This window comes from Chromohalobacter sp. (assembly GCF_039830575.1).
Taxonomy (GTDB): domain Bacteria; phylum Pseudomonadota; class Gammaproteobacteria; order Pseudomonadales; family Halomonadaceae; genus Chromohalobacter; species Chromohalobacter israelensis.
Genome location: NZ_JBDOOX010000007.1, coordinates 256,128 through 270,169, shown reverse-complemented (window position 1 = coordinate 270,169; position 14,042 = coordinate 256,128). Strand labels below are relative to the sequence as shown.

Annotated in this window: 15 protein-coding genes; 10 read left to right on the top strand and 5 right to left on the bottom strand. The window is 65.1% G+C overall.

Features of this window, described 5'->3' with window-relative positions; all coding sequences use genetic code 11:
• The first annotated feature begins 86 nt into the window (after positions 1-86).
• The 3 genes from ABGX75_RS06455 to ABGX75_RS06445 all read left to right on the top strand — a co-directional run bounded on the left by ABGX75_RS06455 (position 87) and on the right by ABGX75_RS06445 (position 2,226).
• On the top strand, positions 87-443 hold the full coding sequence (locus ABGX75_RS06455; RefSeq protein ID WP_347411301.1) for an ester cyclase: 357 nt from the start codon (positions 87-89) through the stop codon (positions 441-443).
• Between the two features lie 229 nt (positions 444-672).
• The gene (locus ABGX75_RS06450) at positions 673-1,116 is read left to right on the top strand and encodes a DJ-1/PfpI family protein (RefSeq protein ID WP_347411446.1); all 444 of its coding nucleotides are present in this window, start codon (positions 673-675) and stop codon (positions 1,114-1,116) included.
• A 342-nt stretch (positions 1,117-1,458) separates the two neighbouring features.
• On the top strand, positions 1,459-2,226 hold the full coding sequence (locus tag ABGX75_RS06445; protein WP_011508085.1) for an ABC transporter substrate-binding protein: 768 nt from the start codon (positions 1,459-1,461) through the stop codon (positions 2,224-2,226).
• A gap of 53 nt (positions 2,227-2,279) precedes the next feature.
• On the opposite strand, the gene ABGX75_RS06440 is transcribed toward ABGX75_RS06445, so the two are convergent.
• Entirely contained in the window at positions 2,280-3,386 is a 1,107-nt protein-coding gene (locus tag ABGX75_RS06440; RefSeq protein WP_347411297.1) for an AbrB family transcriptional regulator, read from the bottom strand.
• Between the two features lie 146 nt (positions 3,387-3,532).
• On the opposite strand from ABGX75_RS06440, the gene ABGX75_RS06435 reads away from it, so the two are divergent.
• The 3 genes from ABGX75_RS06435 to ABGX75_RS06425 are packed head-to-tail and all read left to right on the top strand — an operon-like array spanning position 3,533 to position 6,002.
• A complete protein-coding gene (locus ABGX75_RS06435) occupies positions 3,533-4,894 on the top strand; it encodes an AlkA N-terminal domain-containing protein (protein WP_347411296.1) in 1,362 nt (453 codons plus the stop codon).
• Between the two features lies 1 nt (position 4,895).
• Positions 4,896-5,444 (top strand): methylated-DNA--[protein]-cysteine S-methyltransferase, encoded by a 549-nt coding sequence (locus tag ABGX75_RS06430; RefSeq protein ID WP_347411295.1) that lies wholly within the window; start codon positions 4,896-4,898, stop codon positions 5,442-5,444.
• Positions 5,445-5,447: 3 nt separating this feature from the next.
• The gene (locus tag ABGX75_RS06425) at positions 5,448-6,002 is read left to right on the top strand and encodes a DUF924 family protein (RefSeq protein WP_347411294.1); all 555 of its coding nucleotides are present in this window, start codon (positions 5,448-5,450) and stop codon (positions 6,000-6,002) included.
• A gap of 53 nt (positions 6,003-6,055) precedes the next feature.
• On the opposite strand, the gene ABGX75_RS06420 is transcribed toward ABGX75_RS06425, so the two are convergent.
• Positions 6,056-6,889 carry a hypothetical protein gene (locus ABGX75_RS06420; RefSeq protein ID WP_110061095.1) on the bottom strand — a complete coding sequence of 278 codons (834 nt, stop codon included), beginning with the start codon at positions 6,887-6,889 and terminating at the stop codon, positions 6,056-6,058.
• A 376-nt stretch (positions 6,890-7,265) separates the two neighbouring features.
• Between ABGX75_RS06420 and ABGX75_RS06415 the strand changes: the two genes are divergently transcribed.
• The 4 genes from ABGX75_RS06415 to ABGX75_RS06400 all read left to right on the top strand — a co-directional run bounded on the left by ABGX75_RS06415 (position 7,266) and on the right by ABGX75_RS06400 (position 10,652).
• Positions 7,266-7,613, top strand: a complete 348-nt coding sequence (locus ABGX75_RS06415; RefSeq protein ID WP_011508091.1) for a putative quinol monooxygenase — start codon at positions 7,266-7,268, stop codon at positions 7,611-7,613.
• Positions 7,614-7,667: 54 nt separating this feature from the next.
• Positions 7,668-8,543 (top strand): LysR family transcriptional regulator, encoded by an 876-nt coding sequence (locus ABGX75_RS06410; RefSeq protein ID WP_347411293.1) that lies wholly within the window; start codon positions 7,668-7,670, stop codon positions 8,541-8,543.
• A 174-nt stretch (positions 8,544-8,717) separates the two neighbouring features.
• Positions 8,718-9,302: an NAD(P)H-dependent oxidoreductase gene (locus tag ABGX75_RS06405; RefSeq protein WP_347411292.1), complete on the top strand. Its 585-nt coding sequence runs from the start codon at positions 8,718-8,720 to the stop codon at positions 9,300-9,302.
• A gap of 153 nt (positions 9,303-9,455) precedes the next feature.
• Positions 9,456-10,652, top strand: coding sequence for an MFS transporter (locus tag ABGX75_RS06400; protein WP_035413485.1), 1,197 nt, complete (start codon positions 9,456-9,458; stop codon positions 10,650-10,652).
• Here ABGX75_RS06400 and ABGX75_RS06395 read toward each other — a convergent pair.
• Genes ABGX75_RS06395 through astD form a run of 3 tightly spaced genes read right to left on the bottom strand, consistent with a single transcriptional unit; the run spans position 10,633 to position 13,987 of the window.
• Positions 10,633-11,118, bottom strand: a complete 486-nt coding sequence (locus ABGX75_RS06395) for a GNAT family N-acetyltransferase (protein ID WP_224114308.1) — start codon at positions 11,116-11,118, stop codon at positions 10,633-10,635. The genes ABGX75_RS06400 and ABGX75_RS06395 overlap by 20 nt on opposite strands.
• Before the next feature lie 59 nt (positions 11,119-11,177).
• A complete protein-coding gene (astB, locus tag ABGX75_RS06390; protein WP_110061097.1) occupies positions 11,178-12,521 on the bottom strand; it encodes an N-succinylarginine dihydrolase in 1,344 nt (447 codons plus the stop codon).
• Complete coding sequence (astD, locus tag ABGX75_RS06385) at positions 12,518-13,987, bottom strand: succinylglutamate-semialdehyde dehydrogenase (protein ID WP_011508097.1); 1,470 nt, start codon at positions 13,985-13,987, stop codon at positions 12,518-12,520. The genes astB and astD overlap by 4 nt, the downstream gene beginning before the upstream one ends.
• Between the last annotated feature and the right edge of the window lie 55 nt (positions 13,988-14,042).

The following is a 14,042-nucleotide window of genomic DNA, read 5'->3' as shown; positions in this document are numbered from 1 at the left end:
TCGTGGTCGCTTGTTTATGCAGCTTGATGTCCATGAACTTGCTCCCGGATGAATTGCTGAAGAAGCTCTCTCGCTGCTAGCAGAGGATAACTTCTATAGGCGATCCTATCATCCGGGACCCTACAGTTAAGCATAACGGCGAGCAACTCGGGGTATCAGGCTACCGGCGCATGCTGGAGAGAGACTTCGCCGAGATCCCTGATCTATCTTTCAATGTTGAATTGCTGGTTTCCGATCCCCCCTACATAGCCAGCCGACTCTGCTTCAACTGCACACCAAAGGGAAAATTTCTTGGCCTGGGTGTTTACGGAAGAAGGGTGTCCTTTGTCGAGAACGTCTTCTATGAGTTCCGCGACGAAAAGATCGTGCAGGTGTGGTCTGTCATCGACAAAGCGGCTATCGAGGCGCAGCTACCACCCCCTGGCGCCCCGAGCCACGCTTAACCCCGCCATCGAACGGACGCTTACCGGCAGGCTTCGCCCGCCGGCAGCCACCGCTCATGCCGAACGTTATGTATTTTAGGGAAACGGATTGAACATTGGCATTTTTATTTACCATGAGGCTGAGGTGCTCGATTTTTCAGGGCCGTTTGAGGTGTTCTCCACCGCTTCGCGCTTGTGTGACGAAACCGACCCCTTCAAGGTGTTTCTAATTTCTTAACACAATACCGTGGTGACGGCTAGAGCCGGTTACAAAGTTCTTCCCGATTACTCTATTGAAGATCACCCGCCGCTTGACGTGCTGATTATTTCAGGTGGAGTGCATGCCTCTGAAATGAAGAACAAAGTGGTTACCGATTGGATCAAGAGCCAATCTCATTCCGTAAAACTCATTGCGACTGTTTGCACTGGTATCTTCCTCCTTGCGCAAGCTGTTCAGTCATTAAGCTGTAAAGTCACCACCCACTGGGAGGACATTCCGGATCTCCGGAAAATGTTCAGCCATCTCACCGTGATAGACGGTGTTCGGTGGGTCGATGAGGGCAACATCGTTAGTTCAGGCGGCATATCTGCTGGAATAGATATGAGTCTCCATTTGGTCAGTCGTTTGCACAGCGAGGATTTGGCGGCGAAAACGGCGCATCAGATGGAGTTCGCATGGACAAGAAACACATAACCAACCGCGTGAGGCGAACGATGGCCCTCCCCTGATAAAATTCGAAAACTTTCATTATGACGATTCGAAATGCCGAGGAGCAGGAGTTAGCGAGAGTCGTGGAAATCTACAATGCTGCGATCCCTTCCAAGCGGTCCACAGCTGAAACTGAGCCCGTCAGCATAGCATCCAAGTCTGAATGGTTTCGTAAGCACAACCCTGAGCGGCACCCACTCCTCCTCAGCAAGCCACGCGACGCTAGGCATGGCGGCAGCGCTTCGCTATGCTGCAAGACGCGAAAGTCAGGTCCGCTCACGAGGCGGTCCCATAACAACACACTGCAAACCCCGTAGAGAGCTTTCCATGAAAAAATTGCTGACCATGACCCTTCTCGGCAGCGCGCTGCTGGCCGGTAGTGCCTTCGCCCAGGACACCTTGCGCATCGGTGTCGACGTGCCGTACGAGCCCATGGAGTACCGTACTGCCGATGGCGAACTCACGGGTTTCGACATCGAGCTGGGCAATGCGCTTTGTGCCGAGATCGGGGCACAGTGCGAATGGGTCGTGCAGGCGTGGGATGGCATCATTCCCGGCCTGATGGCACGCAAGTACGACGCGATCATGTCGTCGATGACCATCAACGAGGAGCGTAAGCAGACCGTTCTCTTCTCCGATCCATACTTCACGCCGCCCTCCGCCTGGTTCACGCCCAGCGACAGCGAGATCGACTTCCCCGCCAAGCAGACGCTCGAAGGCAAGACCATCGGGGTTCAGCGCGGCACACTGCAGGACAACTACGCCACCGACATGTTCGGCGACGTGGCCGATATCAGCCGCTACACCACGGCGGACGATCTCGTGCTCGACATGGATGCCGGTCGTGTCGACATCGCCTTCCTCGACTTCCCGGTGGGCAAGTCCACGCTGCTGGACAGCGATGAAGGGAGCTACAAGGTCGTCGGTGAAATGATCACCGAGCCCAAGAAGTACTTCGGTGACGGCTTCGGGATTGCCTTCCGCAAGCGCGATCAGGAACTCGCGGACAAGTTCAACGAGGCCCTGGCCACCCTGAAAGAAAACGGTACCTATCAGGAGCTCTACAACAAGTATTTCGCGGAAAACGGCAAGTAAGCGTTACCGGAATCTTGTGTGTCATCGGGCGGCCTGCGGGCCGCCCGATGCGTTCATGGCGATGCCGATGACTTCATGGGACGCGCGAAGCGCGCGATGAAGCGCGCCATGGCCGGCCCCACCAGCACCACCGTGAAAAGCCGCAATGTCTGCAGCGCCACCACCAGCCCCACGTCGGCGTGCGTATCGATGGCGATGATGGTCATCGAGTCGAGCCCGCCGGGGCTCGTCGCCAGATACGCGGTGATGAACTGAGTATCCATGAGTCCCACCATCAGCAGCGCCGACAATGCGCACAAACCGATCAGCAGCATCGAGGCGATGACCATCTTGCCCAGCGAGCGTGCGACGGTCGTCAAGGCGGCGCGGTCGAAACGCAGCCCCACATAGACGCCGATACACCCATAGGCCAGCAACAGCAGCGGCGTGGGAATGGTCAGCGAGCCCCAGCCGCCGAGATGCAGCACGCTGCCGATGACCATCGGCCCCAGCAAGGCCCCGGCGGGAAAGCGCCGATCGCACAGCCAGACACCACCGACCACGACGGCCAGCGTGATGGCCAGATCGAACAGCCCGGCGAGATCGCCCGGCCAGCCGCTGCCATCGCTGCGTGCCGCAGGATCGCCGGCCCCCAGCCAGTGGCTCACCAGAGCGCCCACCAGTACCACGCACACCACCCGCACGTACTGCATGGCGGCCACGATGCGTGGATCGGTATCCTCGCGCTCTTCGGCCATGGCCACCATCGCCGCCGCCGCACCCGGCGTGGTCCCCCAGGCCGCCGTGCTTCCTGGCAAGCCGCCATAGCGTACCAGGCCGATCCCCACCAGCAGGCTCAGCAGCAACGTGATGGCGGTCGCGAGCAGCATCACCAGCCAGCCGTCGAGGATGGTCATCAGCACGCTCATCGTCATGGTATGGGCGATCAACACGCCGACCGTTCCCTGACCGAGCTTGAAACAGCGCCTTGGCAGACGCAATCCGCTGCCTCCGACCCCGAAGGCGATCCCCACCAGCATCGGCCCGATGAAGCCCCCGGCAGGCATGTGCCAATAGGTGAGCAGACCGCTGGCCGCGACGCACGCCAGCAGCAGTGCCAGCCACATGCCAAGGCGGCGCAGCCGGGAAGACAAGGAAGAAGACGATGAAGAAGGGGCCAAGGCCAATGCTCCGCAAAAGCTGAGCATTATAGCAAGCTAAAGATCCATCGCGGGATATCGGTGCCATGCATGTCACTGCCGAATCCGGCGAGTCACGCGCCGGCGACGGGTTACACTGATGGCGTCACCTTTCGAGGAGCCCTGTCATGCTAGACCCCGAACGCTGCCGAGTGGCCCGCCTGTCGCGCGACGCACGCTTCGACGGTCGCTTCTTCGTCGGCGTGGTCACCACCGGGATCTACTGCCGGCCGATCTGTCCCTCGCGGCCGCCGCGGGACGACAATGTGCGCTATTTCCCCAGCGCCGTGGCCGCCGCCCAGGCGGGGTTCCGCCCTTGCCTGCGCTGCCGCCCGGACAGCGCTCCGGAGTCGCCCGCCTGGCATGGCAACCACACCACGCTGCACCGCGCCGTGCGGCTGATCAACGAAGGCGCCTTGAACCAGGCCTCCCTGGGCGCGCTATGCGACCGGCTCGGCATCGGCGAGCGCTACCTGCGCCTGCTTTTTCAGCAGCATCTCGGTATCTCGCCCAAGGCCTACGCTCTGCACCGCCAGTGTCTGTTCGCCAAGCAGCTGTTGCATCAGAGCACGCTGCCGATTGCCGATATCGCCCATGCCAGCGGCTTCACCAGCCTGCGACGCTTCAACGACGCCTTCCGCCGCCATGTGGGCCAGGCACCGCGCACGTTGCGCCGCACGCCGCGAGCACCGAGCCAGGACGTCACGCTGATGCTGGCCTATCGCCCGCCGTACGCCTGGGAATGGCTGCGAGACTTTCTTGCCGCCCGGCGTATCGACAGGCTGGAATGGGGCGACGAGCACCGCTACGGGCGCCATATCCAGTGGGGCTCGGCAAGCGGCCATTTCACGGCCGTGCACGTACCCGAGCGACATGGCTTTCGCGTTACGCTGTCGCTCGACGATCTCGGTGCGCTCTTGCCGGTAGTACGTCACATCCGCCGCGTGCTCGATCTGGACGCCGATACGGCACTCATCGAGGCGCAGCTTCGTCGGGCGCTTCCGGCCACGTTCCCGCTTGTCGAGGGCTTGCGCCTGCCCGGCATGTGGACGCCCTTCGAGGCCGGGGTGCGCGCGGTCCTCGGGCAGCAAGTCTCGATATCGGCAGCACGTGGGCATGTCACACGGCTGGTCGAGGCGCTCGGCGAACCCACCGGCGATGACGGCCGCCAGTTCCCCACGGCCGCACGAATCGCCGCCAGCGACCTGGCGTTTCTGCGCATGCCCCAGGCGCGCCGCGACTGTCTGCGTGGCCTGGCGCAGGCCGCGTGCGATCGGCGCCTCGACGATGACCCGCGCCAGTGGACCGCGCTGAAGGGAATCGGCCCCTGGAGTGCCGGTTACGCCGCCCTGCGTGGCACCAGCCATCCCGATATCTGGCTGGGCGGCGACCTGGGCGTCAAGCGAGCGCTGTCGGCGCTGGGTACGGTCGAGCCGGCCCATGCCACGCCATGGCGCAGTTACCTCACCCTGCAACTCTGGAGCCTTTGACATGTCGTCCCTCGAGTCCGCCATCGACTACGTCGTCACGCCCGTACCGGCCTCGCCGCTGGGCACGATACGCATCCGCGCCAGTGCACGTGGCATTCGCGAAATCGCGTTCGTGGAGGCGCCCGACGAGACACCGCACCCTTCAGCGCTCACCGATGCCTGCCGCGCGCAACTGAGCGACTACCTCCAGGGCGAGCGTCGCGAGTTCGACCTCCCGCTCGACCCTGTCGGTACCCCGTTTCAACGACGGGTCTGGGCAGCCCTGGAAGAGATTCCCCATGGGCAGACACGCAGTTACGCGGACATCGCCCGGCACATCGGCAATCTCAAGGCCATGCGGGCGGTCGGCGCCGCCAATGGCCGCAACCCGATCGCCATCGTCGTGCCCTGCCACCGGGTCATCGGCCGCAATGGCCAACTCACCGGTTACGCCGGTGGGCTCGAGCGCAAGGCCTGGTTGCTGGCGCTCGAGCGTCACGGTCATGCAGACAGCGGGGCGCTCGCCGGCGTCCCCGGGCAAGGAGATCATCATCAGGATCATCGGAGGTAAGCCATGACGCAACAGCACGAAGACGCCCGGCAGGTACTGGATTTCTGGTTCGAAGAGGCGGGGCCCAAGCAGTGGTTCAGCAAGAGCACCTCATTCGATCAGGCGCTCACCGAGCGTTTCGGAGCGCTCCACGATGCGGCGTGTCGCTGCGAGCTTTACGCCTGGCGGCAAAGCAGTCGCGGCGCCCTGGCGGAAATCCTGCTGCTGGATCAGTTCTCGCGCAATATCTACCGGGACCAGGCTTCGGCCTTCGCTCAGGACCCGCTGGCGCTGAGCCTCGCCCAGCATCTGGTCGCTCGAGGGGGTGACCAGGAACTGCCGCCGGAACAGCGAGCGTTCGTCTACATGCCGTACATGCACAGCGAGTCGCCCCTGATTCACCAGGAAGCCCTGCGGCTTTTCGATCAGCCGGGGCTAGAGCGCAACCTGCACTTCGAGCAGCGCCACTGGGCGATCATCGAGCGATTCGGCCGTTATCCGCACCGCAACGCGATTCTGGGCCGGGAGTCGACGGAAGAAGAGCAGGCGTTCCTGCGTCAGCCGGGGTCGTCCTTCTAGCTGCGCGCCGATGCGCCCCATGCGGCACGAGCCCGCATGGGGCACCCGGTCCTTCAGGCATCACGCGGGATGGGCCGGCGCCCCGCCACCGGCGTCGTCAACATGCCGAGCAGCCGCCAGCTCAAATAGAGAAAACCGAGGGGAAACACTACCGTTTGCACGATGAACACCGCCGATAACGTCACCACGTTTTCGGTCATGCTATCGAGGCGTGCCAGCAGGTCGCGCACCGGATGCCCCACTGCGCTGTCCCACTTGTCCTTGAAGCGTTGCCAGAGCCCCTCATCGTCGCGCGCGCCGGCCTGCGTCTCGGCGACTTCCTGGAACACCGCGCGATCACGATCCAGGGACGCGTAGAGTCCGTCGCGCTGCTCGCCGATCAGTGCATCCCCCGTCCAGGCGCTCGCCAGGGCCGCGGCGAGGACCGCGAAGCGCAGAAACGCCATCAGCCAGAACGCACGTCGCGCCCACTCCCGCCAGCGCGACGCCGGCCACAGCAAGGTCAACGCCAAGGCGAGGCAACTCAGCGAGAACAATGCCTTGATCAGTGCGTGGCCGGCCACCTGGATCAAGACCTTTTGCATGGCCAGCGAGGCCGTGGACGCGAACATGATCCACGAAAAACGCTCGACGAGATCGTTGGCCGGGTCCAGGGCCTGGCCGAACTGCACCTGCACGACCATGGCATCGGCCGTGGCGCTCTGCATCACCGAGATCGCCGCATTGAGCGCCTTGGCCAGCGCGAAACTCTTGAATGCCGTGGCCAGCGACGCATCCAGCGTGGCGAGCGCGACCTCATGGGTGACGCTCAGCCACGACAGGGCCGACAAGAGCAGCAGCAACGCCACCGCCCAGCGATGACGCGCTACCTGAAGGGACAAGGACATGACACGGGCTCCGGGAACGATGCCAAGACCCTAACCGCTCGTCTCGACCGACGCCAGCCCGGCGCCGCCCATCGTCACATCAGCAGTTGATAGCTCAACGCCGAGCCCACCAGGGTGATGGACCCCATCAGGGCAACGATGAGCGCGTGACGCAGTGTATCGGGTTTCATGACGCGCATGACGATGACCTCGCGTGCGGAAAAGTGGCAACACCTCGTGCGGCGCGATAGCACCGCCATGGGATCTTGATAAGCGATCGTGCCACGACGCTCAATACGCCTTTGGGCGAATCGTTCCCGGTGTCGCCGCTACCGGCCACGCACCGCGAAGTGGTATCGTCTGCGCTTTCCTTCATAGCCACGAGACGAGGTTCGCCATGTCCAGCAAGGTCTACTGCATCGCCCAGTTCAAGCCCAAGCCCGGCAAGGAAGAGGCTGTCTTCAAGGCACTGCAGGCCCTCGAACCCAATGCCCACCGCGAGGATGCCTGCATCCAGTACACCGTGACCCGGAAAATCGACAACCCGTTCGCCGATGGCAGCAGCTACCCCATCGTCTTCCACGAGATCTGGGCCGACCGTGCCTCCTTCGAAGCGCATTGCCAACGCCGCGAGATCCAGGCGTTCTTCGCCGAGCAGGTCGAAGCCGAGGATGGCGATGTCGAGGACGCCAACGTCTGCGTGTACACCGATGAGCCGGTCGATTTCGACGCGCCCAGGCTATAACGCGCGGCGCCATCGGATGAGCGTTCTCGTCTCCCCCGTGTATCGCGAGGTGACATGAAAAGTCGCTGGGACGATCTGGCACTGTTGCTGGCCGTGGTCGATGCCGGCGGCTTCACCGCCGCCGCCGAGCGCCTGGGTACCAGCACGGCACGGCTCTCCCGTGCCGTGTCGCGCCTGGAGCGGCAGCTCGACACCACGCTCGTGCAGCGCACCACGCGACGACTGGACGTCACCGAGGAAGGGGCGTCGTTCATCGCCCAGGCGCGCCAGGCACTCGACACACTGGAAGCCGCCGAGGAAGCCCTCACGGTACGCCGGCGTGAGCCGGCCGGTCGCCTGCGCGTGGACGCCGCCACGCCGTTTCTGCTGCATCAGATCGTGCCGCATCTGGCCGCGTTCCATGCCGCCTACCCCAAGGTACGCCTGGAACTGACGACCCATGAAACCAACATCGATCTGATCGAACAGCGTACCGACATCGCCATTCGGATCGGTCGCCTGGAGGATTCGTCGCTGCATGCCCGTCCGCTGGGACACAGCCGACGCCGACTGGTGGCCAGCCCCGACTACCTCGCCCGCCACGGCACGCCGGCGACTGCCGAAGCGCTATCGGCCCATGTACTGCTCGGCTTCACGCACCTGCCGCAACTCAATCGCTGGCCCCTGCGCGGCGGATGCAGCGTCACGCCCACGCTCGCGTCGAGTAGCGGCGAAGCCTTGCTGCGCATGGCCGAGGCCGGGCTGGGCATTGCCTGCCTGGCGGACTTCCTGACCCGCGACGCCTGTCAGGCCGGACGCCTGTCGTTCGTGCTCGAGGATGCGATACTCGAGCGCTACGAGCCGATTCAAGCCGTCTATTACCGCAATACTGCCCTCGAAGGACGTATCGCGGCCTTTCTCGATTTCCTCGCCGGTCGGCTGACGCTCTAGGCTGATCAGTCGATGCTCTGACCAGACGCGATGCTCACGGCGCCATACCCGACAGCACCGCCTTTTTTGCACTTCCTGCAAGAATGTTTTGCAATTACACCACTTTATCGCAAGGCAGCGACTCGGCAGACTGCCCCACCTTTGAAATCATGTTCACACCGAGTCGAACCCTTCATGAAGATTCTATTGATCAACGGCGCCAAGGCCTTCGCGCATTCCGGCGGCCGCTACAACGACACCCTGCACGACGTGGCACGCGGCGAACTTGCCGAACTCGGCCACGAGATCCGCGAGACCCGTATCGATGACGGCTACGACACCGATACCGAAGTCGAGAAATTCCTGTGGGCCGACGCCATCGTCTACCAGATGCCCGGCTGGTGGATGGGCGCTCCCTGGACGGTCAAGCGCTATATCGACGAAGTCTTCACCGCCGGCCACGGATCGCTTTATGCCAGCGACGGGCGCTCGCGCAAGGACCCCAGCCGTCAGTACGGCAGCGGCGGCCTGCTGCAGGGGCGGCGTTACATGCTCTCGCTGACCTGGAACGCGCCACTCGAGGCATTCGACGAGCCCGGCAACTTCTTCGAGGGCCAGGGCGTCGACGGGGTGTACTTCCCCTTCCATAAATCCCAGGAATTCGTGGGCCTGGCGGCCATGCCGACCTTCATCGCCAACGATGTCATCAAGGCCCCCGACATCGACGGTCATGTCGATGCCTATCGCGCCCACCTGCGCGAGCACTTTGCCAACGCCTGAACGCCGACGACGACTCGCCCCCGGCCGGCGCTCCACGGCGCCGGCTACAATGTAGCTCCCCGGTCCTGCCGGGCGTTTCAGCCTTCAAGGCACGGCAAGCTTTTCAACGAGATGCTAAGATAGCGCGCCCGTTCGCTAAGAAAGCCCTTGCCCATGACCGATCGTCAAACCTCTCAGGCCCCCCTGCCGGCGACGCTGTGGCTGCTGGCGTTCGCCCTGGCGGCGATCAATCTGCGTGCGCCCATCGTGGTGGTGGGACCGGTACTGGAGTCGATCATGCAGACGCTGGCCATCGGCGCCGGCGTCGCCAGCCTGTTCACCACCGGCATGATCCTGTGCTTCGGCGTGCTGTCCCCCTTGGCTCCCGGCGTCGCCGCGCGGATAGGGCTGGATCGCGCCATCGCCCTGGCACTGGCCGCCATTACGCTGGGCGGGCTGCTGCGCGGGATCGAGAACCTTCCGGTGATGCTCGTCGGCACGCTGTTCGCGGGGCTGGGGATCGCCTTCGGCAACGTCTTCATGCCCAGCCTGGTCAAGCGCGACCGACCCGAGCGTATCGGTCAGACGATGGGGCTATATACGGTGGTGATGGGGATCGGCGCCACCCTCGGGGCCGGCACGGCCGTCCCCCTGATGAACCTCAGCGGTCACTGGTCGGTGCCCATACTGATGTGGGCAGGGGTCGGCCTGGTCACCGCGGCACTCTGGATCTGGCTGGCCTGGCGCCGTCCCCGGCGCGCCGACGAAGGGCAATCCACGCGGATCACGCGGCTGTTCAAGAGCCGCACCGCCTGGACCCTGACGCTGTTCATGGGCATGCAGTCGCTGGGCTTCTATACCCTGCAGACCTGGGTCCCCGCCGTGGCCTCCGCCGCCGGCGTCCCCAGCGCCGCCGCGGGCGGGATGCTGTCGATCATCAACCTGACCAGCATTCCCGCCAGCTACGTGATCGCACGCCTCGCCGCGCGCCTGCATCACCATAGCCTGCTGGTGCTGGGGCTTTGCCTGTTGATCGCGCTGGGGCTGGCAGGCTTGTGGCTGGCACCCACGGCGTCCCCCACGCTGTGGGCGATCCTGCTCGGCGCCGGCCAGGGCGGCTGTTTCAGCTTCGCCCTGACCATGATCGTGATGCGCACTCGACGTGCCGACCACGCCGCGATGCTCTCCGGCATGGCCCAGAGCCTGGGCTACCTCATGGCCGCCGGCGGGCCGCTGGTGTTCGGCGCCCTGCACGGCATCACCGGCGACTGGCGGCTGTCGTTGTGGCTGCTGATGGGACTGCTCAGCGTGCAGACCGTCGCCGGGTTGATGATCGGACGGCCCAAACTGGTCACGGTGCGCGAGGGCTGAGCCGCCGGCTCATGACGGTCACAGACTCGCCGCGATAGGTCAGCGCCTCGCGGTCCTCCCATCCCAGCCGGCGATACAGCGCCTGCTGATCGGGCGTGTAGAGATGGAAGTGGTGGATGCCATGGGCCAGCGCTTCCGCCTCGACCCGCTGCACCAGGCGCGATGCGATACCGTGGCCGCGCCATTCGGGCAGCACGAAGACCGATGCCAGCCAGGGCGTCAGCTCGCGGCGAATGCTCATGTCGTCGGCGACCAGGCTTGCCGTGCCCACCGGCGACGCCCCGTGCATCGCCACGAACACCGAGGGCACGCCACCCTCGCCGCACTGCGCATAGAATGCCCGACGATACTCCGCCGCCGAGGTATCAGGGTGCAGATGCCCCCAGGCGTCATGGGTCCAGCCCGCCACGGTCCTGGCGTGGGGCGAGTCGGCCTGCAGCCTGACGATAGCGATATTCTCGATCACGCACATGCTCCTGCTCGCTGGCAGCGGGCTCGCCCCGTGTCGGCGTCGCCCGCCCAGCCTCAGTTCAACTGAAACGGATACACCGCGCCGATGCCCAGCAGCTGCGTCAACTCGTCGAGAGCGGTGAGCGATTCCCGGACAAGCAGCGGATCGGCGAGATCCTCAGGCGCCAGCCGATCGCGGTAATGCCGCTCGACCCACGCCGCCAGGTCGTCGTGCAACGCCTCGTCGAGCAGTACACGACCGGTCAGCGCCTGGCGCTCGCGTGCCGCCAGCGCCACCCGCAGGCGCAGGCACGCCGGCCCCCCGCCGTTACGCATGCTCTGCTTGACGTCCTTGACCAGCACCTCGCCGATCGGGTTGTTCCCCCCCAGCAACAGGTCCTGGATCGTGCGCCAGACAGTCTCGTTCTCCTGGCACTCGCCGGGCACGACCAGCGTCATGCTGCCGTCAGGGTTGGAGAGCAACTGCGAGTTGAAGAGATAGGTCGCTACCGCATCCTCCAGGCTGACCGCCTCGCTCGGCACCCGCACCGGAATCAACGGCGTCGACATGCGGGCGCGCAGCGCCTCCAGCGTGGCCGTCTCGTCGCGGAACGCCATCTCGTGATAGAGCAGCACCGGGCCGTTGCCGACGGCGATGACATCGTTGTGGAAAACGCCGGCGTCGATGGCATCGGGATGCTGCTGGGCGAAGACCGTGCGGGTGTCGTCCAGGCCATGCTGCCGGGCGATCGCCTGGCTGGCCTCCAGCGTCTGGCGGGCCGGATACCGCTTGGGCCCGTGCTCGCCACCGAAGGCCTGGCGTCCGTATACGTAGAGGTGCACGCCCGGTTCGTCGTGATCGCCGCACAAGCGGGTGTGGTTGGCGGCCCCCTCGTCGGAGAACGTCGGCGTGGCCGGCAGCACCGGATGATGCGCGAAATGCGCCGGATCGTGGAACATCGCCGCCAGCACTCGCGCCGTGGTACGCGGCTCGAGATAGCGGTGAAAGCTCGACTGCAGATTCGCGGCGGTGAAGTGGACGCGCCCGTCCGGCGCATCCAGGCTGGGCGTGACGGTGGCGGCATTCGCCGTCCACATCGACGAGGCCGAACATACCGCGCGCAGCAGTTGCGGCGCCTGGCGTGCCGCCTGGGCGAGCACACCGGCGTCGTCGCCGGTGAAGCCGAGGTCGCGCAACGCCCCCAGATCGGGGCGCTGCTGGGGCGGCAGCACGCCCTGCGCGAACCCTGCCTCCATCAGCGACTTCATCTTGGCCAGCCCTTGCAGGGCCGCCTCGCGCGGATTGGCGGTCAGCCCGCCATGGCGCATCGAGGCGACATTGCCGTGCGCCAGCCCGGCATAGTTGTGGGTGGGCCCCACCAGGCCATCGAAATTGACCTCGCGCACGTCCTGGCTCATAGCACCACCCCCGGCGGCAGCGTCTCGGGCAGCACGAGGGTCTCGGCTTCCATCGAGGCCACCGGATAGGCGCAGTAGTCGGCCGCATAGTAGGCGCTGGGACGATGGTTGCCGCTGTCGCCGATGCCGCCGAACGGGGCGTCGCTGGAGGCGCCGGTGGTCTGGCGATTCCAGTTGACGATGCCGGCGCGGATGCGCAACAGAAAGTCATCCCAATCGGCGCGCTCGCCGCCGATCAGGCCGGCCGACAGGCCGTAGCGGGTATCGTTGGCCAGGGCGATGGCCTCGTCCCAGTCCCGGTAGCGATGCACCTTGAGCAGAGGCCCGAAATGTTCCTCGTCGGGGACGTCGCAGCCGGTGACATCGATCAGGCCCGGCGACAACAGGCTGGTGCCCGCCTGCAGACGGCGCATGCGACTCAGCGGCCGACCGCCGCGTGCGACCAGGTCGTCCTGGGCGGCCAGCAGCCCATCCGCCGCCTCGACGCTCGTCAGCCCGGCATAAAACGGCGCGGGCTCGCTGAACGGCGCCGCCACGCGCAGCTCGGCGATGGCGCTCGTCAGCGCGTCGATCAAGTCATCGCCCACCGCGCCATGCGGCACGATCAGGCGGCGTGCACAGGTACAGCGCTGACCGCCCGAGGCAAAGGCCGACTGCAGGATCGACAGTACCGCCGCCTCCCGGTCCGGCACGTCCTTGACCACCAGCGGGTTGTTGCCACCCAGTTCCAGGGCCAGGATCTTGTCGACCTGCCCGCCGAACTGACGATGCAGAAGGCCGCCGACCTTGGCGCTGCCGGTGAACAGCAAGCCATCGATGTCGGCGCTGCCGGCCAGCGCCTGACCGACCTCGGCCGCGCCCTGCACCAGGTTGATCACGCCGGCGGGCAGCCCCGCCTCGAGCCAGCACTGCAGGGTCAAGTCAGCGGTCATGGGGGTCTGCTCGCTGGGCTTGAAGACCACCGCATTGCCGGCCAGCAAGGCCGGGACGATATGCCCGTTGGGCAGATGCCCGGGGAAGTTGTAGGGGCCGTACACCGCCAGCACACCGTGTGGCCGATGGCGCAGTACCGCGCGCGCATCGCCGATATCCCGCGCGCGTTCGCCGGTGCGCTCATGATAGGCGGTGATCGAGATCGCCACCTTGCCGATCATCGCGCCCACCTCGGTCCGCGCTTCCCACAAGGGCTTGCCGGTTTCCTGCGCGATGGCAGTGGCCAGGTGCTCGCGGTGGGTTTCCAGGCATTCGCGGAAACGCTCGACCACGGCCTGACGCTCGGCGAAGGAACGCCGGGCCCAGTCGGGAAACGCCTGCCGGGCGGCGGCCACCGCATGCTCGACTTGGGTGGCACTGGCGGCGGTCGCCGTCCACAGGGTCTCGCCCGAGACGGGGTCGGTCTTGGCGAAGCGTGCCGCGTCGCCGTCGACCCAGGCTCCGTCGATCAGCAATTGCTGCTTGGCTTGCATAATGATCTCCTTGGCACCATGCGCCGAAACGCCGGCGCGTAATGGATGAGTCCGC